The 22,851-nt window shown below is 72.9% G+C and carries 22 protein-coding genes; 10 read left to right on the top strand and 12 right to left on the bottom strand.

The window, feature by feature from the left end; translation table 11 throughout:
* Nucleotides 1-25 precede the first annotated feature (25 nt).
* From AB0K67_RS05195 to AB0K67_RS05170, 6 genes are all read left to right on the top strand, one after another.
* The gene (locus AB0K67_RS05195; protein ID WP_364053130.1) at nt 26-2,857 is read left to right on the top strand and encodes a hypothetical protein; all 2,832 of its coding nucleotides are present in this window, start codon (nt 26-28) and stop codon (nt 2,855-2,857) included.
* 78 nt (nt 2,858-2,935) lie between these two features.
* Nucleotides 2,936-3,295, top strand: a complete 360-nt coding sequence (locus tag AB0K67_RS05190; protein WP_364053127.1) for a hypothetical protein — start codon at nt 2,936-2,938, stop codon at nt 3,293-3,295.
* On the top strand, nt 3,226-4,374 hold the full coding sequence (locus tag AB0K67_RS05185; RefSeq protein WP_364053124.1) for an MMPL family transporter: 1,149 nt from the start codon (nt 3,226-3,228) through the stop codon (nt 4,372-4,374). The genes AB0K67_RS05190 and AB0K67_RS05185 overlap by 70 nt, the downstream gene beginning before the upstream one ends.
* A 48-nt stretch (nt 4,375-4,422) precedes the next feature.
* On the top strand, nt 4,423-5,310 hold the full coding sequence (locus AB0K67_RS05180; RefSeq protein WP_364053121.1) for a hypothetical protein: 888 nt from the start codon (nt 4,423-4,425) through the stop codon (nt 5,308-5,310).
* Between the two features lie 35 nt (nt 5,311-5,345).
* Nucleotides 5,346-6,251 (top strand): hypothetical protein, encoded by a 906-nt coding sequence (locus AB0K67_RS05175; RefSeq protein ID WP_364053118.1) that lies wholly within the window; start codon nt 5,346-5,348, stop codon nt 6,249-6,251.
* A 29-nt stretch (nt 6,252-6,280) separates the two neighbouring features.
* Nucleotides 6,281-7,279 (top strand): hypothetical protein, encoded by a 999-nt coding sequence (locus AB0K67_RS05170; protein WP_364057443.1) that lies wholly within the window; start codon nt 6,281-6,283, stop codon nt 7,277-7,279.
* A gap of 47 nt (nt 7,280-7,326) precedes the next feature.
* Here the strand turns inward: AB0K67_RS05170 and AB0K67_RS05165 are convergent, their stop codons facing one another.
* On the bottom strand, nt 7,327-8,484 hold the full coding sequence (locus AB0K67_RS05165) for a UDP-N-acetylglucosamine--N-acetylmuramyl-(pentapeptide) pyrophosphoryl-undecaprenol N-acetylglucosamine transferase (protein ID WP_364053115.1): 1,158 nt from the start codon (nt 8,482-8,484) through the stop codon (nt 7,327-7,329).
* Between the two features lie 5 nt (nt 8,485-8,489).
* Complete coding sequence (locus AB0K67_RS05160) at nt 8,490-9,305, bottom strand: formylglycine-generating enzyme family protein (protein ID WP_364053112.1); 816 nt, start codon at nt 9,303-9,305, stop codon at nt 8,490-8,492.
* A 469-nt stretch (nt 9,306-9,774) separates the two neighbouring features.
* Between AB0K67_RS05160 and AB0K67_RS05155 the strand changes: the two genes are divergently transcribed.
* Both AB0K67_RS05155 and AB0K67_RS05150 read left to right on the top strand, forming a co-directional pair.
* Complete coding sequence (locus tag AB0K67_RS05155) at nt 9,775-10,734, top strand: Ppx/GppA phosphatase family protein (RefSeq protein ID WP_364053109.1); 960 nt, start codon at nt 9,775-9,777, stop codon at nt 10,732-10,734.
* 76 nt (nt 10,735-10,810) lie between these two features.
* Nucleotides 10,811-11,497: a hypothetical protein gene (locus AB0K67_RS05150; protein ID WP_364053106.1), complete on the top strand. Its 687-nt coding sequence runs from the start codon at nt 10,811-10,813 to the stop codon at nt 11,495-11,497.
* Between the two features lie 38 nt (nt 11,498-11,535).
* Here the strand turns inward: AB0K67_RS05150 and AB0K67_RS05145 are convergent, their stop codons facing one another.
* Together AB0K67_RS05145 and AB0K67_RS05140 are read right to left on the bottom strand one after the other, a co-directional pair.
* Nucleotides 11,536-12,024: an ATP-binding protein gene (locus tag AB0K67_RS05145; RefSeq protein WP_364053103.1), complete on the bottom strand. Its 489-nt coding sequence runs from the start codon at nt 12,022-12,024 to the stop codon at nt 11,536-11,538.
* A 36-nt stretch (nt 12,025-12,060) separates the two neighbouring features.
* On the bottom strand, nt 12,061-12,606 hold the full coding sequence (locus AB0K67_RS05140) for a helix-turn-helix domain-containing protein (protein WP_364053100.1): 546 nt from the start codon (nt 12,604-12,606) through the stop codon (nt 12,061-12,063).
* Between the two features lie 126 nt (nt 12,607-12,732).
* Between AB0K67_RS05140 and AB0K67_RS05135 the strand changes: the two genes are divergently transcribed.
* Entirely contained in the window at nt 12,733-13,662 is a 930-nt protein-coding gene (locus AB0K67_RS05135; RefSeq protein WP_364053097.1) for a GNAT family N-acetyltransferase, read from the top strand.
* Between the two features lie 55 nt (nt 13,663-13,717).
* Here AB0K67_RS05135 and AB0K67_RS05130 read toward each other — a convergent pair whose 3' ends face one another.
* From AB0K67_RS05130 to AB0K67_RS05105, 6 genes are all read right to left on the bottom strand, one after another.
* Nucleotides 13,718-14,995 (bottom strand): AAA family ATPase, encoded by a 1,278-nt coding sequence (locus AB0K67_RS05130; protein ID WP_364053094.1) that lies wholly within the window; start codon nt 14,993-14,995, stop codon nt 13,718-13,720.
* Nucleotides 14,992-16,419 (bottom strand): hypothetical protein, encoded by a 1,428-nt coding sequence (locus AB0K67_RS05125; protein WP_364053091.1) that lies wholly within the window; start codon nt 16,417-16,419, stop codon nt 14,992-14,994. The genes AB0K67_RS05130 and AB0K67_RS05125 overlap by 4 nt, the downstream gene beginning before the upstream one ends.
* A 64-nt stretch (nt 16,420-16,483) precedes the next feature.
* Nucleotides 16,484-17,614, bottom strand: coding sequence for a hypothetical protein (locus tag AB0K67_RS05120; protein ID WP_364053088.1), 1,131 nt, complete (start codon nt 17,612-17,614; stop codon nt 16,484-16,486).
* Nucleotides 17,611-18,405, bottom strand: coding sequence for a hypothetical protein (locus AB0K67_RS05115; protein WP_364053085.1), 795 nt, complete (start codon nt 18,403-18,405; stop codon nt 17,611-17,613). Before AB0K67_RS05115 ends, AB0K67_RS05120 begins: the two co-directional genes overlap by 4 nt.
* Before the next feature lie 93 nt (nt 18,406-18,498).
* Nucleotides 18,499-19,185, bottom strand: a complete 687-nt coding sequence (locus AB0K67_RS05110; RefSeq protein WP_364053082.1) for a class I SAM-dependent methyltransferase — start codon at nt 19,183-19,185, stop codon at nt 18,499-18,501.
* 31 nt (nt 19,186-19,216) lie between these two features.
* Nucleotides 19,217-19,651 carry an ATP-binding protein gene (locus AB0K67_RS05105; protein ID WP_364053079.1) on the bottom strand — a complete coding sequence of 145 codons (435 nt, stop codon included), beginning with the start codon at nt 19,649-19,651 and terminating at the stop codon, nt 19,217-19,219.
* A 168-nt stretch (nt 19,652-19,819) separates the two neighbouring features.
* Here AB0K67_RS05105 and AB0K67_RS05100 point away from each other — a divergent pair, with 168 nt between their 5' ends.
* Nucleotides 19,820-21,637 (top strand): glycoside hydrolase family 15 protein, encoded by a 1,818-nt coding sequence (locus AB0K67_RS05100; protein ID WP_364053076.1) that lies wholly within the window; start codon nt 19,820-19,822, stop codon nt 21,635-21,637.
* Here AB0K67_RS05100 and AB0K67_RS05095 read toward each other — a convergent pair.
* Together AB0K67_RS05095 and AB0K67_RS05090 are read right to left on the bottom strand one after the other, a co-directional pair.
* Nucleotides 21,634-22,056 (bottom strand): hypothetical protein, encoded by a 423-nt coding sequence (locus AB0K67_RS05095; RefSeq protein WP_364053073.1) that lies wholly within the window; start codon nt 22,054-22,056, stop codon nt 21,634-21,636. The two genes, AB0K67_RS05100 and AB0K67_RS05095, sit on opposite strands and share 4 nt — an antisense overlap.
* The gene (locus AB0K67_RS05090; protein WP_364053070.1) at nt 22,053-22,667 is read right to left on the bottom strand and encodes a PadR family transcriptional regulator; all 615 of its coding nucleotides are present in this window, start codon (nt 22,665-22,667) and stop codon (nt 22,053-22,055) included. Before AB0K67_RS05090 ends, AB0K67_RS05095 begins: the two co-directional genes overlap by 4 nt.
* Between the last annotated feature and the right edge of the window lie 184 nt (nt 22,668-22,851).

Genomic DNA, 22,851 nt, shown 5'->3' with positions numbered 1-22,851 from the left:
ATCCCCAGTCCCCCGGGAGAAGGCCATGATCGAAACCCCGAGCTACGCCGACGCCCTGAGGATCCTCGGATGCAAGGACACCAGGCTCGTCAAGGTCATCGGGCTGGCCTCGGCGGCCGAGCGCACCGGCTGGGCGCTGTCCGGCGGGCCGCAGCTCTCCGGCGGCCTGCGCGACCTGCGCGATGCGATCGTCGCCTACGGCGAGGACGTCGTACGCCGCCTGCCCGAGCTGCGGGCCGGGGTGGACCGGCACACCCGCACCCGCCGCCTGGCCGCCGCGCACGCCGCCGTCGTCGTGTCCGCCTACTTCGAGGCGCTCGGCGAGGCCAAGCTGCCGTTCACGCTCGACCGGCTCGACCGGGGCGAGCAGATCTCCCGGGTGGTGCCGGCGGCGGAGCGCTTCACCCGGCTGGTCGCCGAGCTGCTGCTGGAACGCCTGCCCACGCCCGAGCCGCACGTGCCGTACGCCGACACCCGCGCCGCCGTGGAACGTGCCTACCTGCGCATGTCGGAGTGCCTGGCCGCGTACGTGAGCGGCCTGTCCTTATGGGACGAGCTGCCCGTGGACGACCAGCTCCAGCTCCCGCGCCTGCTCGCCGACGGGCCGCCCGCGCACGCGCTGCGCATCTACGACGAGGACTACCGGTCGCTGGCGCTCGACAGCCACGAGTTCGGGGTGCGCAGCCTCGTCACCGAACCGCCGCCGCCCGCCACCGCCCTGTCGCGGGTGGCCTGGCTGCTCGCCGAGCTGGCACCGCCCCGCGCCGGCGACCGCCCCATGATCCACCGCGTCAGGATGGCCGCCAACGCGCTCGACCAGCCGCTGCTCGTAGTCGGCAAGCTGCCGGAGGACGTCTACCTGCCGCTGCTCGGCGAGGGCTACCTGAGCCCCCGCTGCCGGGTCGCCGAGCTGACCCAGGAGTCCACGCCCGCGCTGCGCGGCTGGTGGGAGGGCCAGCGGATGCTGGCCGACACCGAGGCGTTCCTCGTCGGCCACCTCACCTCGCTGCGCGCCACCCAGGTGCCGCTGCTCGTGCTCGGCGAGCCCGGCTCAGGCAAGACCAAGCTCACCGAGGTGCTGGCCGCCCGGCTGGCCCGCTCGGAGTTCCTGCCGATCCGGGTGGAACTGGGCAGCGTGCGGGCGCGGGCGAGCGTCACCGAGCAGATCGAGCAGGCCGTGGCCGAGGCGCTGGGGGAGGAGGTGGCCTACGCCGACCTCGTCGCCGCCGCCGACGGCGCCATGCCGGTCATCCTGCTCGACGGCATGGACGAACTGGTCGCGGGCGCCGCCGCCCGCTACGACTACCTGGAGCGGGTACGCGAGTTCCAGGCCAGGGAGGCCGAGGCCGGGCGGCCGGTCGCGGTCATCGTGACCAGCAGGACGGTGGTGGCCGACCGCGTCCGCTTCCCCGACGGGCTGATCGCGCTGGAGCTGCGGCCGTTCGACGACGACCAGGTACGCCAGTGGCTCGACGTCTGGGACCAGGCCAACCGCGCCCTGCTGGCCAGGCGCGACCTCACCCCGCTGCCGCCCGAGGCGGCGCTCGCCCACGGCGAGATGGCCAGGCAGCCGCTGCTCCTGCTGCTGCTCGCGCTCTACGACGCCGGCGGCAACGCGCTCCAGCGCGACCACGGGCCGCTCGGCCGCGCCCGCCTGTACGAGGTGCTGCTGCGCGACTACACCGAGCGCGAGACAGGAGGCGCGCACCGCGTCCTCATCGACCAGGAGCTGGTGCTGCTCGGCGCGGTCGCGCTGTCCATGCTGGCGCGCGGCAGCCAGGTCATCACCGACGAGCAGCTCGAACGCGACGTGCCCGCCCTGTGCCGCGGCGGCGAGGACGAGCCGGACGACGACGTCGAGCCGGGCGGCTGGGCCCGCAAGGCCACCGAGCGGTTCTTCTTCGTCCGCCGCCGCGGCCACGCGTTCCTGCACGCCACCTTCGGCGAGTTCCTCGTCGCCTGGATCACCATGTACGCGCTGCGCGACCTCGACCGGCGCCGCCGCCTGGCCGGCGACGAGCCGCTCGCCCTCGTGCAGGCCGTGGACGACGACCTGCTGTACGCCGTCACCTCGCACTCCTGCCTGGCCGAGCGCACCCCCACCATCGGCTTCATCCTGGAGCTGCTGGCCGAGGTGCCGTCCGCGGTCCGCGCCCGCTGCGTGGATCTGCTCACCGGGCTGCTGCGCCGCGCCCTGCACGAGCGGACCCGCCGCCACTTCACCAAGTTCCGTCCGGTCCGGCTCACGATGACCCGCCGCCTGGCCGCGTACTCGGCGAACCTCGCCCTGCTCATCGTCTGCGCATCCGAGCAGCCCGTCGCGGTCTCGGCCCTGCTGGGCGGCCCCGACCACCTCGAACGCTGGTCCACGCTCACCCACCTGTGGAAGGGGGAGCTCGGCCAGGAGGGCTGGACCGGCCTCGTCACCACTCTGGCCGCCCGCCGCGTCGTCGTGGACGGCCGCGAGGACGTCATGCTCGGAGGCGGCGCCGACTCCGCCGGCATGGGCGACGTCATCACCGCGATCGCCACCGGCCACGACTCCCGGCACCGGCGCCTGCTCGACCTGCTGCTGCGCGCGCTGGGCGCGGGGGAGGCGCTGCCGTTCGGCCAGCGGGTGGCGCTCATCGAGGAGCTGCTGCGCACCGCCGGCGTCCGCTCGCCCGCGCTCTACCGCGCCCTGGGCGCGCTGTGGTACGAGGAGGGCGCCGACCGCACCGTCCTGCGGCCCCTGCTGCGCACCCTGCTCGACGACCCCGCCGACCGGATGGCGACCTGGGAGCAACTGGTCAAGGCCGGCATCCCGGAGAGCGCCCTGTGGGAGATCCAGCAGGCCGCCCTCCTGCAGGGCGAGTGACCGTACCCCTTGCGCGGTAGCGCGAGTACCGCCACGGCGGTATCGCGCGGGGCGGAGACGCCGCACTACGGTGCGGGTATGCGGACGACCGCTCTCGTGCTCGTCATGGCGGTGAGCGTGCACGCCTCCACCGTCATGGCGTACGCCAACCAGCCGCACGCCCGGCCGCTCGACCTGCTCGGCCACGTCCTGCTCGCCGCCTCCGCGCTCGGCCTGGCGCCGCTGCCCAGGCGTCCTGACCTGGCGCTGGCCGTGTGCGCGGGAGCGGCGGCGGTGATCTTCGCCCGCGGCTACGCGATCGCCCTGTGGCCGGTGCCCGCGCTCATCGCGCTGTTCGCCACCATCGCCGCCGGGCGCAGAACCGCCGGGTGGGCGGGGGCGGCGTGCTCATGGTGCTGCTCGCCTCGCTCACCCTGCTGCCCGCCCTGCTGGCGCTGATCGGCACCGGCATCGACAGGTTCTCGCTGCCTCGCAGGAGCGGGGGAGTGCCGCTGTCGTACCGGTGGAGCAAGGTCGTGCAGCGCCGCCCCTGGACGGCGGGAGCCGTGGCGCTGGTCGCGCTCATCACGCTGGCCCTGCCCGCCACGCACCTGCGCGTCGGCTGGTCCGACGCGCAGAACCGGCCGGTCACCGACACCACGCGCCGGGCGCACGACCTGCTCGCCAAGGGCTTCGGCCCCGGCATGGCGGGGCCGCTCATCCTGGCCGCGCCCGCCACACCAGAAGGCGGGGCCGAGCTGCGCACGGCCGTCCGGCAGGCGGCCGGCACACCCGGCGTCGCCCGCACCCTCCCGGCGGGGGAGAGCGCCGCGCTCGTGATCCCCGAGACCGGCCCCCAGGACGAGCGCACCGAGGACCTCATCCACCGGCTCCGCGCCGAGCTGCCCGAGCAGGTGCTGGTGACGGGCTCGACCGCGGCCGCCGCCGACTACGCCCGCCACACCGCCGACCGGCTGCCCTGGGTGGTGTGCGCCGTGCTGCTCGCCGCCTTCGCGCTGCTCGTGCCCGTGTTCAGGAGCGTGGTCCTGCCGCTGAAGGCCATCGTGGTCAACCTGCTGTCCATCGGCGCCGCCTACGGGGTGGTGGTGGCGGTGTTCCAGCTGGACGTGCTCGGCCAGGGCACCGCGGGACCCATCGACGCGTGGGTGCCGATGATGCTGTTCACGATCATGTTCGGGCTGTCCATGGACTACGAGGTGTTCTTGCTGTCGAGGATCAGGGAGGAGTACCTGAAGGACCGCGACAACACCCGCGCGGTCGCGGACGGGCTCGCCAGGACCGCCGGGGTCATCACCTCCGTGGCCACGATCATGATCTGCGTGTTCGCCGCGTTCGGCGCGTTCGACGATCGCGCGCTGCGCATCATGGGCGTGGGACTGGCCGTCGCGGTGCTGGTGGACGCCACAGTGGTGCGGCTGGTGCTCGTGCCCGCTGCGATGGAGGTGCTCGGTGACCGCAACTGGTGGTTCCCCGGACTGACCTTTCGGAGGCTGACACCTGGGCAGAAATCTACGTAATATCCCAATATCACGAGCGTTGGGGGCGCCAGGGTGCCAGGGCAGAACGTGGGTGTGGTAGTGGATCCGGCCGTCCGGCTGGAGGACGCGACGACGTTGCGCGCCAACGCCCCGCTGCTGTCCAGGATCAAAGCCGGATGGGTGCCGCCCGCCGAGGTGGTCCCGGCCCGCCGCCGCAGCCCGTCGAGCGCGCTGCTCCTGGCCGCCACGCCGGTGGTCATCGCGCTCATGGCGGTGCTGCTGGCCTCCCGGTACGCCGCCGCCGGCTTCGTGCTGCTCGGCACGTACGTCTTCATCGTCCTCATCAAGATCGCCTCCATGAGCGAGGTCCCCGAGGACGACCGCCCGCACGAGCGCGCCGTCTACGAGAAGGCCCGCCTGTACGAGGGCCGCTACCTGCTCCCCGAGGACTTCGACGAGGAGGCCGCGGCCGTCCTGGCCAGGGCGCAGCGCGCGATCGGCACCGTGCTGCGCTCCCACGTCAACGCCGAGGGCCTGCTGGACGGCGCGCGCAACGGCGTGATGCTGCCCGCCCAGGAGTGGGAGATCGCCCGGCTGCTCGCCAAGCTGTCGGCGCTGCGGATGGAGCACCGCGAGCTGCTGGCCAGGGGCATCGCCCCCGAGGTCGCGCAGGTCATCGAGCCGCTCGAACGCGCCCTGGCCGGCAGCGAGGCAGCCGTGGTGGCCCGTGTTGAGGCGCTGGAACGTTACGCCGGCCACGTCGCCGAGGCCGAACGCGCGTACCACGCCCGCAGCCAGATCGAGGAGCTGCGCGCCCGGCTGCCGCGCTACGAGGAGCTGCTCGCCGAGTCGGGCGCCGACAAGCTGTCCGTACCCGAGATCGACCGGCTGGCGCAGGACGCCGACGCGCTGGAACGCACCTTACGCCGCAGTGTGAAGTCCGCCCACGAGGCGTTCCGCCACCTGGAGAGCTGACGACCGGACAGGAACACGCGCGGAGGATCGAGGACGTGCCCGGACGATACGCGAAGGTCATCGTCGATCCGTCCGTGCCGGACGAGGTCGCCGCGGTGCTCCGCGACAACCGCAAGCTCCTGCTCAGGATGCGGGCCGGGTGGGTGCCGCCCTCCATGGGCCGCCTGCCGCTGGCGGGCGCCGCACGGGCCGCCGCAGCGGTGACCGCGCTGATGGCGGCCGTCTACGGGCTCGTGCTGTTCAACGCCGAGCGCTACACCCCGTTCGTGGTGATCATGACGGCGTCGGCGCTGCTCATGGTCGCCGTCCTGCTCAAGCCGCGGCCCGACGCCCAGACGCGGCGGCGCATGGCCCTGGAACGCGAGGTCTACGAGATCGCCCGCGCCCACGAGGGCCGCTACGTGCTGCGCGACCGCCTCGACGAGCAGGCCAGGGCGCTGCTCACCCGCGCCCAGACGGCCATCGACCAGGTCATGTCGTCCAGCGTGCACGCCGAAGGGCTGCTGGACGGCGCGCGCAACGGCGTGATGCTGCCCGCCCAGGAGTGGGAGATCGCCCGGCTGGTGGCCAAGCTGTCGGAGCTGCGCGCCGAGCACCAGGCGATCATCGCCGAGGGCGTCACCCCCGAGGTCGAGGCGGTGGCCGAGCCGCTGGCCCGCGCGCTCGACAGCAGCGAGAAGGCGGTGCTCGCCCGCGTGGAGGCGCTGGAACGCTACGCCGGTCACGTCGCCGACGCCGAACGCGCCTACCGCGCCCGCAGCCAGATCGAGCGGCTCGGGGCCAGGCTGCACCGCTACGAGGAGCTGCTGGCCGAGACCGGCGCGGACGGCGCCGAGATCCCCGAACTGAAGCGGCTCTCCGACGACGCCGACCGCCTGGAGCAGGCGCTGCGCGACAGCGTCAGCTCCGCGCACGAGGCTTTCCGCCACCTCGGCGACTGACTTCGCTTAGGATCCGGGCTGTGGCGGACATGGTGATCGATCCGGAAATACCGCCCAACGACGCCCGGCTGCTCAGGGACGGCCGCCGTGTCCTGCTGAAGATGCGCGCCGGCTGGGTGCCCCGGCCCAGGGCGAGCAGCTCCGGCAGGCGCGTGCGCAGGGCAGTGGCCGCCAGTGCCGCTGTCTTCCTGTGCGTGCTGCTCGGCTTCGGCGCGCTGCGCATCGGCGTCAGCCTCCTGCTGCTCCTCGTGCTCGGCCTTCCCTTGCTGATGGTGGTGTTCACCCGCGACGACCTGTCCGAGGACGAGGTGACCGAGTACGAGCGCGGGCTCTACGAGCGGCTGCGCTGGTACGAGGGCCGCTACGTGCTCCCCGACGACCTCGACGAGTCGGCCGCCCGCCTGCTGGAACGCGCCCAGCGCGCCATCGCCTCCGTGACCGGCTCCCGCGTCAACGCCGAGGGCCTGCTCGACGACGTGCGCAACGGCGTGATGCTGCCCGCCCAGGAGTGGGAGATCGCCCGGCTGCTCGCCAAGCTGTCCGCGCTGCGCACCAAGCACAGGGAGACCGTGTCCAAGGGGCTCACCCCCGAGGTGGAGGCCGTGGCCGAGCCGCTGGCCCGCGCGCTCGACGACAGCGAGGCGGCGGTGCTGGCCAGGGTCGAGGCGCTGGAGCGCTACGCCGCCAACGTCGGCGAGGCCGAGCGCGCGTACCTGGCGCACCAGCAGATCGAGGAGCTGCGCGGGCGGATGCACCAGTACGAGGAGCTGGTCGCCGAGACGGGCGCCGGCGGGCTCGCCGTACCGGAGATCGAGCGCCTGGCCCAGGACGCGGACCGGCTGGAACAGGCGCTCAGGCGGAGCATCAGCTCCGCCCGCGAGGCGTTCCGCTCCCTGGACCCGGGAACCGCCGAGCCGGACCCCGGATCCCCTGAGCCGGCCCCCGGATCTCGTGAGTCGGACCCTGGATCTCGTGAGTCGGACCCTGGATCTCGTGAGTCGGACCCTGGATCCTCCGAGGCGCCCTGACGGCGGCGGGCCGGAGATGCCCCGACCGTCCGCCAGGAGAGCGGGACCTACCGGCCGCCGGTGTAGACCTGCGGCATGCCGTAGCTCGCGGTCTCCAGCAGCAGGTCGCACAGCGCCTCGGCCGCGTCGAGCCGGCCCAGCTTGGCCGCCGCCTGCCCCATCGTGTGCCGCAGCTCAGGATCGGCGAGCAGCGGCATCAGCTCGGCCAGCAGCATCTCGCCCGTGGGATGCGGCTCCAGCAGCGCCCGCGCCGCCCCCGCCGAGGCCAGGTAGGAGGCGTTCTTGCGCTGCTCGTCGCCGCCGGTCGGGATGAGCGGGATCAGCACCGACGGCTTGCCGATGGCGGTCAGCTCCGACACCGTGCCCGCGCCGCTGCGCGAGATCACCACGTCGGCGGCGGCGAACAGGTCGGCCAGCTCGCTGCCGACGTACGGGACCGGGTGGTAGCGCTCGGCCAGGTCGGGCGGCAGCTCCACGGCCCGCATCTGGTCGATCCACGCCGGGCCGCACTGATGCACGATCTGCGCGTGCGGCAGCAGCCGCGGCAGGATCTCCATGATCAGCGTGTTGATCTGCTTGCTGCCCTGGGCGCCGCCCGTCACGTAGATCAGCGGCACCTCGAACGTCAGCCCGAACAGGTCGTACGCCGCCGCCCGGTTGCCCTGCAGCAGCTCCGGCCTGATCGGGTTGCCGGTCACCACGGCCTTCTTGCGGGCCTTGGCGGGCAGGTAGTCGAGCGACGACTCGTGCGACAGCGCGATCCGCGTCGCCAGCCTGGCCAGGATGCGGTTGGCCAGCCCCACCACGGTCGTCTGCTCGTGCATCACCAGCGGCCTGCGGATCAGCTTGGCCGCCACGCCGATCGGCACCGCCACGTAACCCCCCGTCGACAGCACCACGTCGGGGAGGTACCGGGCGGCGTGCCCCACCGCCTGCAGCACCCCGATCGGGATGCGGAACATGTCGGCGATGTTGGTGCCCAGCTCCTTGAGGTTGGGCCGGCGGCGCAGCTTGCCCGTGGTGATCGCCTTGAACGGGATGCCGTGCTCGGCCGTGATGCGGGCCTCCAGGCCGTTGGCGGTGCCCACCCAGAGCACGTCGTGCGGCACCTGACGTCGCTGGACGGCCGACAGGGTCGTCAGGGCCGGGTAGGTGTGACCACCGGTGCCGCCGCCGGTGATCAGCAGTCGCAGGGTTCGTGACATGACGCTCAGACTATGGCCGCGCAGCGGAAGCCGGTGTGCCCGGTCGACGAGTCGGGCGTGTTCGACGTGCGCGCCGCCACGCGGTAACGGTTGCAGTAGGAATCGTGACACATGTACGAGCCGCCCCTGATCACCTTCGCCGTGCCGTCCGCCGGGCCGAGCGGGTTCTCCGCGTACGGCTCCCACTCGGTGCCCCACCAGTCGGCCGTCCACTCCCACACGTTGCCGGCGACGTTGTAGAGGCCGTAGCCGTTCGGCTGGAACGACTTGACCGGCATCGTCCCCTTGCTCGGCGCGGTGGGGAAGGGGCCCTGCCAGATGTTGCAGCGCTGCCGGCCGTTCGGCGCCAGCTCGTCGCCCCACGGGTAGCGCTTGCGCTCCAGGCCGCCCCTGGCCGCCATCTCCCACTCGGCCTCGGTGGGCAGCCGCTTGCCCGCCCATTCGGCGTACGCGGCGGCGTCGTTCCACGACACGTGCACGACCGGGTGATTCTGCCGGTCGCCGATCGACGAGCCGGGCCCCTCGGGCGAGCGCCACGTGGCGCCCTCGACGCCGACCCACCAGGGCGCGCCCGGCACGGTCGCGTCCATCACCCCGGCCCTGGCGAACTGGTAGAACACGAACGACCAGCCGATGCGCTCGGCCTCCGTCACGTAACCGGTCTCCTTGACGAACGTGGCGAACTGCGCGTTCGTCACGCATGCCGCGTCGATGAGGAACGGGTCCAGGCGCACCTCGCGCACCGGCCCCTCGCCGTCCTCCGGCCTGCCGTCCGGGTCGTCGCCGCCCATGAGGAACGTCCCGCCGGGGATGCGCACCATCCCGCGCGTCGTCGCCTTGCGCTTACGCGCCGGCGTGGGCGCGGCGAGCCGGACGGCCTCGTGTGACGGCCCGGCGGCCTCCTGAGACGGCCCGGCGGCCTCCTGAGACGGCCCGGCGGCGCTCTCCCTGCTCGGGCCACAACAAGCGGTCAAAGGTCCCCCAAACGTGTCATGCCACCAAGGAAGGGTAGTGCCTGGAGCGTGCCCACGATCACGCGGCGGGGCGAGACGGCGGTGGGCGCCGCGGTCGGTCCGGGAGATCCCCGCCCCGGGAGTGTGCCCCCAGGGTGCAGCGGGGGCTCCAGCCGGGCGCATCGCGAGAGCAACGTTCCGGGAGGCTCCGCACCCGGTCACATCGCGAGAGCAACGTTCCGGGAAGCTCCGCACCCGGTCGCATCGCGAAGGTGGCGTTTCGGGAGGCTCAGCCCGATCACCTTGCGAAAGCCGCAGAACGGTAGCGTGTTCTCCCATGCGACTCGGCGTGCTGGACATCGGCTCGAACACCGTCCATTTACTGGTCGTCGACGCCCACCGCGGCGCGCGCCCCATGCCTGCCTTCTCCCACAAGGCCGAGCTGCGCCTGACCGAATACCTCGACCAGGACCAGAACCTCGGCAAGGAGGGCGTCGAGCGGCTCGGCGACTTCGTCGAGGAGGCCGTCCGCATCGCCGAGGACAAGGGCGTAGAGCACCTGCTCGCCTTCGCCACCTCCGCCGTACGCGAGGCCGCCAACGGCGAGGAGGTGCTCGCGCGGATCGACCGGCGCTGCGGCGTGCACATCGCGGTGCTGTCCGGGCGTGACGAGGCGCGGCTGACGTTCCTCGCCGTGCGGCGGTGGTTCGGCTGGTCGTCGGGGCGGCTGCTGGCCTTCGACATCGGGGGCGGCTCGCTGGAGATCGCCGCGGGCGTGGACGAGGAGCCCGACGTCGCCGTGTCGCTGCCGCTCGGGGCCGGACGGCTGACCCGCGACTGGTTCACCGCCGACCCGCCGGCCCCCGAGGAGGTGCGCGGCCTGCGCAAGCACGTACGCGCCGAGATCGCCCGCACGGTCGGCGACGTCATGCGGTACGGCCGTCCCGACCGCGCGGTCGCCACCTCCAAGACCTTCAAGCAGCTCGCCAGGATCGCCGGCGCGGCGCCCTCCAGCGAAGGCCCGTACGTCGCCCGCTCCCTGTCCCGCCAGGACATGGCCGACTGGGCGGCCAAGCTCACCACCATGGAGTCGGCCGCGCGCGCCCGGCTGCCGGGGGTGTCGCCGGGGAGGGCCGCGCAGCTCGCCGCCGGGGCGCTGGTGGCGGACGCGGCGATGGACATTTTCGAGGTGGAACGGCTCGACGTGTGCCCGTGGGCGCTGCGCGAAGGCGTCATCCTGCGGCGGCTCGACCTCATGCCCGGACGGCTCGACCAGCTCGACGCCGGGGCGAAGTAACCTTGATCTATCCCAAATCCCTGGAATAAACCGCTGGTGGGCGGGCATTGTCCGGCGAATGATGACCGTGCTCGGCTTGATCGGGACCCTGATGGTCGTCCTGGTCCTCATCGTCTCGGCGGTACTGCTCATCGCGGTGGCCTCGATGCTCACCTTCCTCGGCCTGGCCGCCACGATGATCCGCTGGCGAAAAGCCATGACCCGCCTCCTCCGGCTCCTCCGCCTCCCCACCGGCCAGCGCTCCACCCAGAACCCCCGCACGACATCGCCCCGCCCGGCAGCGGCCAGGGCCGGCTCGGCGGCGGAAGCCGGCCCGGCGTCCCGCCCGGCCGCGAGCCCGGACCTCGCGGAGCGGAAACCGCACGCGCGGCCCGCCGCGGGGCAAGCGGGCGTCGGACGGGAGTCTCGTGCCGGGCAGGCGGGCTCGGGCGTGGGACGGGAGCCGCACGTCGGGCGAGCAGGCCCAGGCGTGAGACCGGAGCCCCGCAGCGGGGAGACGGGCGGGCTGGAGCTGAAGCAGGCGAACGGCCGGGCCGGCGACAGCCTGGGCCGCGCGAACAGCCGGGCCGGTGACCACGCGCACCGCGTGGCGGGCCGGAGCGACGACCGGCTGGAACGTGCCGGACGCCACGCCGACGATCAAGAACCGGGCGCGCAGGACCGTCGTGACGACCGTCCGGCGGGCGAGCAAGCACCGGAGAGCGCAGTGAGCGGGCGTCCCGAGAGCAGCAGCGTGGGGGAGCGGATACCCCAAGGGCGGTGAGCGGTCGGCCAGGGGGAGGGGGCCGCCAGGGGGAGGGGTCAGGTGGCCATGAGGTGGCGGCCGGCGGCGCCGGGGGCGTAGCGCAGGCGCTTTTCCAGGCAGACGACCGCGCCGTGCTCGCGGCGGTTGGTGAAGCGGACGTCGTCGGCGAGCGCGCGCATGATCTGCATCCCGCGCCCCTGCTCGGCGCCCGGCTCGGGTTCGAGCAGGCTGCGCGGGTCGAAGCCGCCGCCGGTGTCGATGACCTTGATGACGCACAGGTGGTCGTGGACGGACGCGCTGACCGTGTAATCGTCGCTGGGCCCCGCGTGCTTGATGACGTTGGAGCACGCCTCTGTGAGCATGAGCTCGATGTCGTCGCGCACCTGCGGCTCGACGCCGAGCGACCGCAGCGTGCCGTCGAGCAGCTGCCTGATCAGCGGCACGCTAGCCGCATCCCTGGGCAGTCGGAGCGCTATCGTAGCCTCCACCACGTCTCCTCCCCTTTGGATGCGTGACGGGTCACTGCCCCGAAAATGCCGCCCCATTCGTCCGTATAGGGGGCATCGCGCCGGAAATCGCGGTCAGGCGTCCAGGAGCCGGAGCGCCACCTCGACCGTCGCCTTCTGGATCTCCTCCTCCGGCAGCTCGTCCTCTTTCAGCAGCCACTTGCCCGCGTGCAGGGCGAAGAGCGCCAGCGAATAGCTGACGCGCTCGGTGGGCGTGGCGCCGGACTCGCTGAGCTCGGAGATCAGCTCCATCATCCGTTCGCGGATCTTGATGAGCGTGGGGTGGTCGCGCAGCGCGGTCTGGTTGCGCTCCAGGAACCGGGCGATGCCGTGGTGGCGGGAGTCGCGGAGGTCGGCGGCGTAACGTTCGACGAGCTCGCGGCGCGTCTCCGGCGTCTTCGGCCGGCTGCGCACCCACTCCAGCAGTTTCTCCAGCTCGATCAGCCGCTTCTCGACCAAGCTGGCCACGATGTCGTCCTTGGTCTTGAAATGGTAGTAAAGTGCGGCCTTCGTCACCCCGAGCTCCTCGGCGATCTCCCGCAGCGAGGTCGCTTCGTATCCCTGCTCCGTGAAGCGCCGGAGGGCGACTTCCTGGATGCGGGTTCGGGTGTCTTCGCGCACTTCACACCTTTTCGACTTGTCGGCCGGTAAGTATGCGCCTTCATTCTACGGCGCATGCCCCCCGCCCCCGCCGCCGGTACGGAAAAGGAGAGGCGGTTTCGCCGGGGTTTGGGGACAATCCGGAGCATGTACACCATCAGGCGGCCCACGGCGGACGACGCCCCCGCCATCTTCGAGCTTGTCTCGGCGCGCAACACAGAGGTCATCGGCGAGCCGGACACCACGCTCGCCGACATCGTGGACGACCTGAACGAGCCCGGCTTCCACCCCGCCAGGGACGGCTGGAACGCCTACGCCCCCGACGGACGGCTCGACGGGCACGCCTGGGTCTACCGCAACGGCGACAGCGACCTGGTGGACGTGGACGTCATCGTCCGCCCCGGCGTCCAGGACCTGGCGGACGAGCTGTGGCGGCTGGTGCTCGACCGCGCCGCCGAGCTCGGGGCCGCGTGCGGGCACGAGAGCGTCACCCTGCACTCCGGCGTCTACCGCGCCGACCGCGAGAAGCAGGAGACGCTCGGCAGGTTCGGCTTCGAGCCCGGCACCTGCTTCCACCGCATGCGCATCGACCACGACGGCCCGGTCGAGGCCCCGGAGGTGCCCGGCGGCGTCACCCTGCACACGGGGGAGAGCGAGGAGGTGCGGCGCCAGGCCCACCAGGTGCACCAGGTGGCGTTCGCGGAGCACTTCGGCTTCGTCGCGGTCCCGTACGAGGAGTGGTACCAGCGCCGCCAGGCCATGTCCGCGACCGACTGGGCGCAGCTGACGCTGGCCAGGGTGAACGGCGACCCGGCGGCGGTGGTCGTCGGCAACGACCAGTTCGTGGCCGACGAGCAGTGCGGCTACGTCGCCACGCTGGCCGTGCTGCCCGAATACCGGGGCCGGGGGCTCGGCCGGTTCCTGCTGCGGCACGCGTTCGCCGCCGACGCCGCCCGCGGGCGCAAGGGGACGCTCCTGCACGTCGACTCCAACAACACCACGCCGGCCCTGGACCTGTACGAGTCGGCGGGCATGCGCCCGGTCCTCATCGTCGACGTCTGGCGCCGCCGCCTATGACCGGCCTCTCCGACCCGGCGCCGCCACCATGCCGCCTGCGATGGACGTCCCGGCCTCACACGCGGTGCTCGGCCAGGTGCTCGAGCACCGCCTGGTTGGCCTCCCAGCCGTCGGGGAACTTCACCGGCACCCCGAGCTGCACCGGCTCGGCCGACGGGTGCGCGTCCAGCAGCTCGGCGATGCCCGCCCTGGCGACCACCACGCAGGCGTGCCGGTGCCGGGACGTCAGCACGCACAGCCGCCCCGACTCCAGGTGGAACGCCGTGGCGTCGCGGCGGCCCGACAGCGGGTGCAGCACGATCGTGACGTCGTACTCGCGGCCCTGTAGCCGGTTGGCGGTGTCGACGGTGATCTCGGGCGGCAGGCCCGCGGCGCGGATGGCGGCCACCTGGTCCCGGTGCGCCGCGCCGACCGCGATCCTGTCGGCCGTCACGGGCCGTTCGCCCTGCTCCGAGCCCGCCACCGCGCCGCGCTGCAGCAGCCGCTCGGCCAGCATCGCCACCGCCTGCACGGCCTCGCCGTCGGTGCGCACGGTGTGGCGGTTGGGCAGCTCCAGCAGCGCCCACCCGGACCTGGCGGCCTCCTCGAGCGCCCGGTCGTGCACGGTGCCCATGCCGCCGGTGGACAGCTCGAGCCACCGCTCGCCCTCCGAGGTGCCCGAGCGGAACCCGGTGAACGGATAGAACGCCTGCGACACCACCGGCGCCGCCGACGCGGGCAGCCGCCACGACACCGGCAGCCGGTGCACGGGCAGGTCGGGATTGTGCCGCAGCAGCACCGCGACCGCGCTCTGCAGCGGGTCCCACGACAGGCCGGACCAGCGGTCGCCGTCCACGATCGAGAACGGGTCGAGCTGCCCGGGATCGCCCACGAACAGCGCCCGCTCGAACAGCCCCGCGATGCGCAGCAGCTTGTCCGAGCGCATCTGGTACGCCTCGTCCACGATCGCCCACGGCCACACCCGGTCGCCGATCCACGCCCACTTGTCGGCGGTGGCGATGACGATGTCGGGGTCGCCGAGGTCCTGGATGCGGGTGCCGACGCGGACGCCGGGCAGCTCCAGCATGCGCAGCGGCGGCACGTACCCGCTCGCCGACAGCCGCCCCACGGTCAGGTGCGGATGCTTGTCGCAGATCCTGGCCACCAGGTCGTCGACCTGCTCGTTGGTCTGGGCGACGATCATCAGCGGCTCGCCGGTCGCGGCGATGTGCGCGGCGGCGCGTACGACGAGGGTCGACTTGCCCGCGCCGGGCGGCGAGTCGACCACCACGCCGCGGTGCCTGGGCAGGTCGGCCAGGACGTTCCTGATGACCTGCTCGGGGCTGTCGGTCACGACCAGTCCTCCAGAGCGTCCTCGTCGTCGGGCACGTACTCCTGCGGCGGGCCGCCGTGCGTCCACGGCGTGGCCTCGGCCTCGGGCAGGGCGGGCGAGCCCTGGAAGTCGTCGGTGAGCGAGGTGTAGCAGACCCGCTCGCCGACCTCGGGCACCGCTCCGGGCGCGGGCGTCTTGCCCCGGCCCATGCCCTTGGTGATCTTCAGGGTGACCAGGCCCTCGGCCGCCTCCACCAGCTCGGCGCCCTGGCCGCGGCGCTGCGGGGTGCCGAGCGAGGTGCCGGGCGCCAGGCGTACCGGATCGTCCGTCTTGATCACCACGAGCGGCCGGAGCTTGCGCGAACGGCCCTCGCCCTCGGTGTTGTCCGGCACCGTCTCGACGACCTCGCCGGCGAACGCCTCACCGGTCAGGCGGTACTCGGCCATGACCAGCGGGTCGTCGTAGGCGCGCTGCACCTCGTAGGCGGCCTGCGCGCGCTCCATGCGGGCCAGCCGGGCCGCGGCGGCCACCGCGCCGTCGCGGCGGGGCTGCGGCGGCGCGCCCTCGGCGATGCTCTCCGCCATGCCGCTGAACGAGCCGCGGTCCTGCTCCCACCGCTGCGCCACGCTCGCGCCCTCGGGCAGCCCGGCCAGCAGGTCGATCGCCTGCCACATCAGCCGCCAGGTGGGTTCGAGCTGGGTGCGCAGCGCCTCGGTGATGCGCTCGGGCGACCCGCTCTCCATCGCCGGGGCGAGCACCTCGGCGTCGAACCCCGGATCGGTGGCGGGCCCCGCGGGCGGCCAGATCAGCGGGTCCTCGGCCTCGTCGCTGGGCCCGGTGGTGATCCAGCCGATGAGCGAGGCCAGGTTGGCGTCCTCCAGCGCGCTCTGCCCGCTGGCCCAGTGGCGGCCCAGCTCCTGCGTCGCGGCCAGCATCAGCGACGACCCCGGGTACGCGGCCCGCTCCCCGAGATAGGTCAGCCACCGCCCGAGCAGCGGCACCGACTCCGGCACCGGGTAGGGCCCGTCGGGGCGGCGGAACCGGGTCGAGCGGCCGAGCAGCCGGGTGAACGCCACGCCGCCCAGATTCGGCACGATGAGCTGCGGGGCGTCCAGCGCACGCTCGTAGGGGTCGGCGTTCCTGCGCTCGACCGTCTCGGTGTCGTGCAGGAAGCCTTCGATGTACGGCAGCAGCACGTCGGCCACCTGCGCCGCCCACGCGAAGCGCAGGTCGCGGTTGCGCGGCTGGGTCACCACGAGCAGGTGCGGCCGGTCGCGGTCGGTGCCGAGCATCGCGGCAAGCGGCGCGGCGGCCTCGCCCGACAGCTTCAGCGGGATGAACACCATGGGCCGCTCGGACAGGTGGCAGTGCCTGACGGTCGCGACGGGCTGGGCGATGCCCTCGTCGAGGGCGCGCAGCCGGGCGAGCGAGGTCAGCAGGCTCATGCCTGGCCCTCCCCCTGGGGCGCCGGGCGCAGCGGCGGGGCCGGCGGCGGGATCGGTCGCGGGTTCATGCGAGGCACTCTCTTCGCAGGCGTTCGGCGTTGCGGAGCAGGCGGGCGATCTCCTCCTGCCCCTCGGCCGGGTCGAGCGTGCCGTCGGCCAGGCCGAGCGCCTCGGAGACCGAGGCGACCCCGCCCAGCTCGTCGCGCACCTGGCGGCCGAGCAGGTCGGACGCGCCCTCCTGGCGGGCCTCGTCGCGGCAGAAGAAGCACAGGTCGCAGGTGGACAGGCAGTCGGGCGCGTAGCGGGCGGTCGTCCTGCGCAGCGCGTCGGCCAGCTCGGCCACCGGCCTGGTGGGCCGGCCGTCCTCGTCGGGACGCAGGTCGAAGCTGAGGTCGTCGGGCAGGTCGGCGAGCAGCCGGTCGAGCGTGGTCATCCTGGTGAGCTGGCGGCGCAGCACCGCGAGCTGCTTGCGTACGTCGACCAGCGACGCGACCGGACGGTTGGCGAAGTTCTCCGGGCAGACCAGCACCACGTCGTGGGAGACCTTGAGCGGGTCGTGGCCCAGCTCCTCCAGCAGCGTGCGCAGCGCCAGCACGTAGACCGCGGCCTGCCGGGCGGCCGCCGCGACCGCCGACGGGTCGGCCTGACCGTCGATCACCGCGAACGACTTGATCTCCACGATGTGGAAGCGCCCGCCGAGCTGGAAGGCCACCACGTCGGGCTCCAGGTAGGCGGTGTGCCCGGCGATCTCCAGCGTGAGCAGCGGATGGTCGTACAGCGTGCCCGCGTCGTGCTCGTCGCGGGCCGCCCGGTCGATCAGCGCCCTGGTGTGGGCGTGGCGCAGGTGGGCGCCGACGTTCTCCACGTCGTGGTAGGCGACCTCCGCGATGGGCAGCCCGAGCAGCTCGCGCAGCATCCGCAGCAGCTCCGCGCACCCGTCGGCCTTCACCTGCGCCTCGAACATGTTGCCGCGCGTGATCGCGAACGGCGACTGCCCGAACGGGGCGGGGAAGCCGAGGTGGCGGGCGGCGGCGTCCTTGTCGATGCCGGCGCCGTCGAGCAGGGCCCGGCGGGCACAGCCGGGGTTGGCGGCCAGGGCCGCGATGGCGCGGGCGTCGTGCGGCCGCGGCGGCGTGGTGCCCCGCAGCGCCTCCAGGCGGTGCACGTGGTCGCCCTCGCGCTTCAAGCCGCTCACTTGGCGTTCTCCTTCTTGATCGTGCTCAGCGTAGCGGCGCCGAACAGCCGGGCGGCGTCACCGAGCTGCGCGGCGGCGCGTTCGGCCAGCTCAGCGCGGTCCCGCGTGTCGCGATCGACGTGGACGCGCAGCTCGGCCTGGGCCGCGCGGGTCACCCGCTCGGGGTCGGGCGGGCCCAGCGTGCCGTCCGTGGCGCCGGGGATGTTCCTGGCCATGCGCAGCAATAAGCGGCTCGCCCGCTCATCCAGCGGCTCACGCCCCTCCCGCTCCCGCGCCGCGTGCTCGCGGGCCACCGCGATGGCGCAGGTCAGGAAGTCGACGCGGGGGCTGAGCGGGCCGACCACGCGCCGCTCCAGCGGCCAGGTGCTCAGCGTGAGCAGGCCGCGGGCGGGGGAGAGGCGGTCGGTGAGCGCCGCGCACAGGTAGTACGGCCGGCCGTACGGCGAGGACCGGAACGAGCGCTCCTCGTCCCTGCGCAGGCTGGTGAGCTGGCCGCTGCGGATGGTGCCGCCGAAGAACGCGTCGCTGACGGCCACGATCAGCCGGGGCTGGGCGGGCGCGCCGAGCAGCCGCAGCCCCTGGTGCACCTGCTCGCGCACGGTGACCAGGCGCGGCGGCTCCTCCTTGACCGGCTCGGTGCCGCACACCAGGGCGTCCCAGGCGCGCTCGGCGCTGCGCAGCTCGGCCCGCAGCACGCGCGCGGTGGCGCCGTCCCTGGCGCGCATCGCCTTGCGCACGGCCGCACGCAGCTCGTCGATCCGCCGTTCGAGATCGTCCAGCCGGTCACTCATGGCGCGACTTTACCAACAGTCCCAGCATTTTCCAGTAAATCGGGGAAGATCGGCGCCATGCTGAGATCTACACTGTAAAGGCGCCCGCCCGGGTCAGGCCGGCCTGGCGACCGCCCACGTGTGGTCCTCGGTGAGGAACCGGTCCAGGCGCAGCCCGGCCGCCGCGAGCTGCGCGGCGAGCTCGTCGTCGGTCAGCCGCAGCGACTCGAAGGACTGCGTCCAGACCTTCCTGGTGCCGTCCTTGACGTAGCCGTACTCCATCGTCACCGCCGCCACGCCGGGCCGGACCGGCTCGTACGACGCCATCTTGATCGTGATGTCGCCCTCCGAGCGGCTCCTGCCCACCTGCCAGCGGTCCTGCGACGTGGCCGGCATCCATTGGATGAGCACCGACCCGCCCGGCTTGACGTGCCGGACGCAGGCGTCGAGCAGCTCGCGCCGCTCGGCGTCGTCGGGGGTGTTGACGAGCTGCGAGGCCAGCATGACGGTGTCGAAGCGCTCGTCCAGGTGCAGGTCCTGGATGCGGGACAGGACGGTACGCGCGCCCCGCACGTACGCCAGCATGTCCGGCGACTCGTCCACGGCGACCACCGTGAAGCCGCGCTCGATGAGCGGATGTGTCACCCGCCCGACGCCGCAGCCCAGCTCCAGGACCGTGCCGCCGTGCGGGGTCACCTCGGCGACATGGTCGGGTTCCGAGCCGGCGCCGACGAGGGTGTAGAACTCGACAGGGGATCCGTCAGGGGTGATGGGGCCGGGGCCCGTGCCTGTTTGACGCATGCTCCGAACGTAACCCGGGACCCCGCGAAGATCAGCCCCCTATGCGCTGCCGCCGGGAGCCGTCGCCGGCCGGACGCTCCGGGGCGTGGCAGACCCACATGCTGAGCAGTGAGCCCGCGCCGGTCTGCTCCACCGTCACCGCGTCGCACAGATGCCGGATCACCCACAGTCCGTAGCCGCGCGAGGCGGTCCGGTCGAGCGCGGCGGCGGCGAGGTGGCCGCCGGTGAGCAGCCCGGCGACGTCCAGCACCTGCACCATGACCCCGTCGGCGAGGCCGCGCGCGGTCAGCACGCCGGAGGCGCCGCCGTGGTCGAGCACGTTGGTGACGGCCTCATTGGTCGCCAGCACGAGGTCGTCAAGGCGCCGCTCGGGAAGGCCGCAGCAGCGGCCGTGCAGGCGGACCAGGTCCCTGATCAGGCCGAGGTCGGCCGTGATGGGACAGCGCAGTTCGAACTCGGATGCCATCGTCCTTCGTGCCCGCCGAGGGCCGGGAGGATCGGCGGGCGTCCGGCACCTGACCGAGCAGAAGATCGCCAAACCCCGCCGGCGCGCTGACGAAGATCTCGGGGCCTTTGACGCGGCTCTGACACGGCACAGAACCCGACAAAACGGGCGTCGGCGTACGTTGGTGACATGCAGGCACCCGGTGGTGACTCCCGATACCTGCCGATCGGCGAGCACGGGCTGATCGGCGACCTGTGCACGGTCGCGCTCGTCGGCACCGACGGCACGATCGACTGGTACTGCTGCCCGCGATTCGACGCCCCCAGCGTCTTCGCCGCCCTGCTCGACGCCGGCAAGGGCGGCTCCTTCGAGCTGCACGCCGACGTGCCCGCGACGACCAAGCAGTTCTACTTCCCCGACACCAACGTGCTGATCACCCGGTTCTTCGCCGACGACGGGGTGGGCGAGATCCAGGACTTCATGCCCATCGCCACCGACCCCAGCGAGGCCGACCGGCACCGGCTGATCCGCCGTGTCTCCTGCGTACGCGGCCGCATCCCGTTCCACGCCCGCGTGGCGCCCCGCTTCGACTACGCCAGGCAGCCCCACGTCGTCACCCGCGAGGCGGGCACCGTCACCTTCGCCTCGCCGGCGCTGGCGCTCGCGCTGACCTCCAGCGTGCCGCTGCAGACCGACGAGCGCGACGCCTGGACGACCTTCGAGCTGAACGAGGGCGAGCACGCCGTATTCGCCCTCGACAACATGGCGCCCGGCATCGCGCCGCGCGGCTGCCCGACCGAGGAGGCGGAGGCGGAGTTCACCGCCACCGTGCGCTTCTGGCGGCGCTGGCTGTCGGCCTCCCGCTACCGGGGCCGCTGGCGCGAGGTCGTGCACCGCTCGGCGCTGACGCTCAAGCTGCTCACGTACGCGCCGACCGGCGGCATCGTCGCCGCGCCCACCACCAGCCTGCCGGAGCGCATCGGCGGCGGCCGCAACTGGGACTACCGCTACGTCTGGATCCGCGACGCCGCGTTCTGCGTCTACGCGCTGCTCAGGCTCGGCTTCACCGAGGAGGCCGACGCGTTCATGAGCTTCCTGTCCGACCACGTCTCGCTCGGCCGCGGCGGCCGCGACGGCCCCTTGCAGATCATGTACGGCATCGACGGCCGCTGCGACCTGCCCGAGCAGGAGCTGCACCACCTGGAGGGCCACCGCGGCTCGGCCCCCGTGCGCATCGGCAACGCCGCCGCCGACCAGCTCCAGCTCGACATCTACGGGGCGCTCATCGACTCCGTCTACCTCTACAACAAGTGGGGCGCGCCGATCTCCAGCGACCGCTGGGAGGAGGTGTGCACGCTGGTCGACTGGGTCTGCGACAACTGGAACCAGCCGGACGAGGGCATCTGGGAGACCCGCGGCGGGCGCAAGAACTTCGTCTACTCGCGGCTGATGTGCTGGGTGGCGATCGAGCGCGCGATGCGCATGGCCACCCAGCGCGGCCTGCCCGCCGACATGCCCCGCTGGCGGCACGCCCGCGACAACATCTACCGCGACATCATGCGGCACGGCTGGCGGCCCGATCTCGGCGCGTTCGTGCAGCACTTCGACGAGGACGTGCTGGACGCCTCGATCCTGATGATGCCGCTGGCCAAGTTCGTCTCGCCGACCGATCCCAAGTGGCTGTCCACGCTCGACGCGCTCGGCGCGGGGCTGGTCTCCGACTCGCTGGTCTACCGCTACGACCCCGAGGTCAGCCCGGACGGGCTGGAGGGGCCCGAGGGCACCTTCTCGATCTGCTCCTTCTGGTACGTCGAGGCGCTGGCCCGTGCGGGCCGCCTGGACGAGGCGAGGCTGGCGTTCGAGAAGATGCTCACCTACGCCAACCACCTCGGGCTCTTCGCCGAGGAGATCGGGCACAACGGCGAGCAGCTCGGCAACTTCCCGCAGGCCATCACGCATCTCGCGCTCATCAGCGCGGCCTTCAACCTCGACCACGCGCTCGGCTAGGGGGCGGCCTCGACCGGCCGGGTGGCACACCCCAGCCTTCCGGCGACGGCCGCCAGCCTGGCCTCGAACGCCCGGCGCGTCTCCGCCGCGAACCCGGCGAACATGCGGTTGGCCAGCGGCACCGCCCAGCGCGCCGTCCGCGCCACGTTGAAGACGCGGTGGACGAGCAGCGCGCCCTGCGGGTGCGGCTCGACGCTCCACTCGCCCCGGTACCACCAGCCGCCCTGGAACGCGATCGTGCGCCCGGAGATCTCGACGGTGGAGGTGTGTCCTGGGGCGTCCTCGACGGTGAACCGGCCGGAGCGCCGCCCGTCGGGCAGCAGCTCGCCGGCCAGCGCGTCCCAGACCGCGGCGACCGGCGCCTCCAGGATCGCGGCCGCCTCGGCGAGCGCCGGCGCACCCCGGCGGCCGCGTTTCATGACTCGCTCTCCTGCTCGTCGAGCACCTCGGCGAGCAGGCCCTGGTTGACGGTGCCCGACCAGGTGAGCTCGCCCGACTCCAGGCGGGCGATGAGCCCCCTGATCCAGCCGAGCTCGGCCTCGCTGAGCGTGCGCTCGTAGTCGAGCTCCACCGTCAGCACCTCCGGCAGCCCGGAGGTGCGCAGCGCCTCGAGGTGGGCGTTGAGCCCGGCCAGCTCGCCCTCCAGGGAGGCCGCCCTGGTGCGCAGCGACTGCAGCGCGTCGGGCACCGGCAGCACCCCCATGAGGGAGACGGCGGCGGTGAACGTGCGGCGCTCGCCCTGCGGGCTCTCCAGGAGGGCGCGCAGCCGGGTGGCCAGCTCGCGGCGGCCCTCGTCGGTGATCTCGTAGATGGTGCGTTCGGGACGGCGGCCCTGCCTGCTCGTCTCGACGGGGACGATCAGCTCCTGGCCGGCCAGCTTCTCGACCGCGTGGTAGAGACTTCTGGGCAGGCCGGTCACGTAGTCCTTGTGCGTGTCGACGATGAAGCGGTGCAGCTCGTAGGGGTGGGCCGGGCGTACCGACAGCATGGCGAGCACGGTCAGGCCGACCAGGTCGGGACGTCGCGCCATCGTTCCCCTCCGCTTCTCGTGCGCTTCGCACTTTAGCCCAGCCGACCCCTCATAGTGCAACTCGCCATATTAGGGAGAGCATCGGCGGGTGAATGTGAACAGGCGTCGGTTCCTGCTTGATCGACGGCGCATTCGAGCGCATTCTCAACACGAAAGCCCGATCATCTCCACGCCCAGCCGACCG

The sequence above is a fragment of the Nonomuraea sp. NPDC052634 genome, from assembly GCF_040678535.1.
Taxonomy (GTDB): domain Bacteria; phylum Actinomycetota; class Actinomycetes; order Streptosporangiales; family Streptosporangiaceae; genus Nonomuraea; species Nonomuraea fastidiosa.
Note: the sequence above shows the minus strand (reverse complement) of the source record. Positions and strands in the feature narration are given on the sequence as shown.

Excerpts from the sequence above, each read along its gene's own strand:
- AB0K67_RS05195 (WP_364053130.1), top strand. The coding sequence starts at position 26 with ATGATCGAAACCCCGAGCTACGCCGACGCCCTGAGGATCCTCGGATGC.
- AB0K67_RS05190 (WP_364053127.1), top strand. The coding sequence starts at position 2,936 with ATGCGGACGACCGCTCTCGTGCTCGTCATGGCGGTGAGCGTGCACGCC.
- AB0K67_RS05170 (WP_364057443.1), top strand. The coding sequence starts at position 6,281 with ATGGTGATCGATCCGGAAATACCGCCCAACGACGCCCGGCTGCTCAGG.
- AB0K67_RS05165 (WP_364053115.1), bottom strand. The coding sequence starts at position 8,484 with ATGTCACGAACCCTGCGACTGCTGATCACCGGCGGCGGCACCGGTGGT.
- AB0K67_RS05160 (WP_364053112.1), bottom strand. The coding sequence starts at position 9,305 with ATGGTGCGCATCCCCGGCGGGACGTTCCTCATGGGCGGCGACGACCCG.
- AB0K67_RS05155 (WP_364053109.1), top strand. The coding sequence starts at position 9,775 with ATGCGACTCGGCGTGCTGGACATCGGCTCGAACACCGTCCATTTACTG.
- AB0K67_RS05145 (WP_364053103.1), bottom strand. The coding sequence starts at position 12,024 with ATGGGGCGGCATTTTCGGGGCAGTGACCCGTCACGCATCCAAAGGGGA.
- AB0K67_RS05135 (WP_364053097.1), top strand. The coding sequence starts at position 12,733 with ATGTACACCATCAGGCGGCCCACGGCGGACGACGCCCCCGCCATCTTC.
- AB0K67_RS05125 (WP_364053091.1), bottom strand. The coding sequence starts at position 16,419 with ATGAGCCTGCTGACCTCGCTCGCCCGGCTGCGCGCCCTCGACGAGGGC.
- AB0K67_RS05115 (WP_364053085.1), bottom strand. The coding sequence starts at position 18,405 with ATGAGTGACCGGCTGGACGATCTCGAACGGCGGATCGACGAGCTGCGT.
- AB0K67_RS05110 (WP_364053082.1), bottom strand. The coding sequence starts at position 19,185 with ATGCGTCAAACAGGCACGGGCCCCGGCCCCATCACCCCTGACGGATCC.
- AB0K67_RS05105 (WP_364053079.1), bottom strand. The coding sequence starts at position 19,651 with ATGGCATCCGAGTTCGAACTGCGCTGTCCCATCACGGCCGACCTCGGC.
- AB0K67_RS05100 (WP_364053076.1), top strand. The coding sequence starts at position 19,820 with ATGCAGGCACCCGGTGGTGACTCCCGATACCTGCCGATCGGCGAGCAC.
- AB0K67_RS05095 (WP_364053073.1), bottom strand. The coding sequence starts at position 22,056 with ATGAAACGCGGCCGCCGGGGTGCGCCGGCGCTCGCCGAGGCGGCCGCG.
- AB0K67_RS05090 (WP_364053070.1), bottom strand. The coding sequence starts at position 22,667 with ATGGCGCGACGTCCCGACCTGGTCGGCCTGACCGTGCTCGCCATGCTG.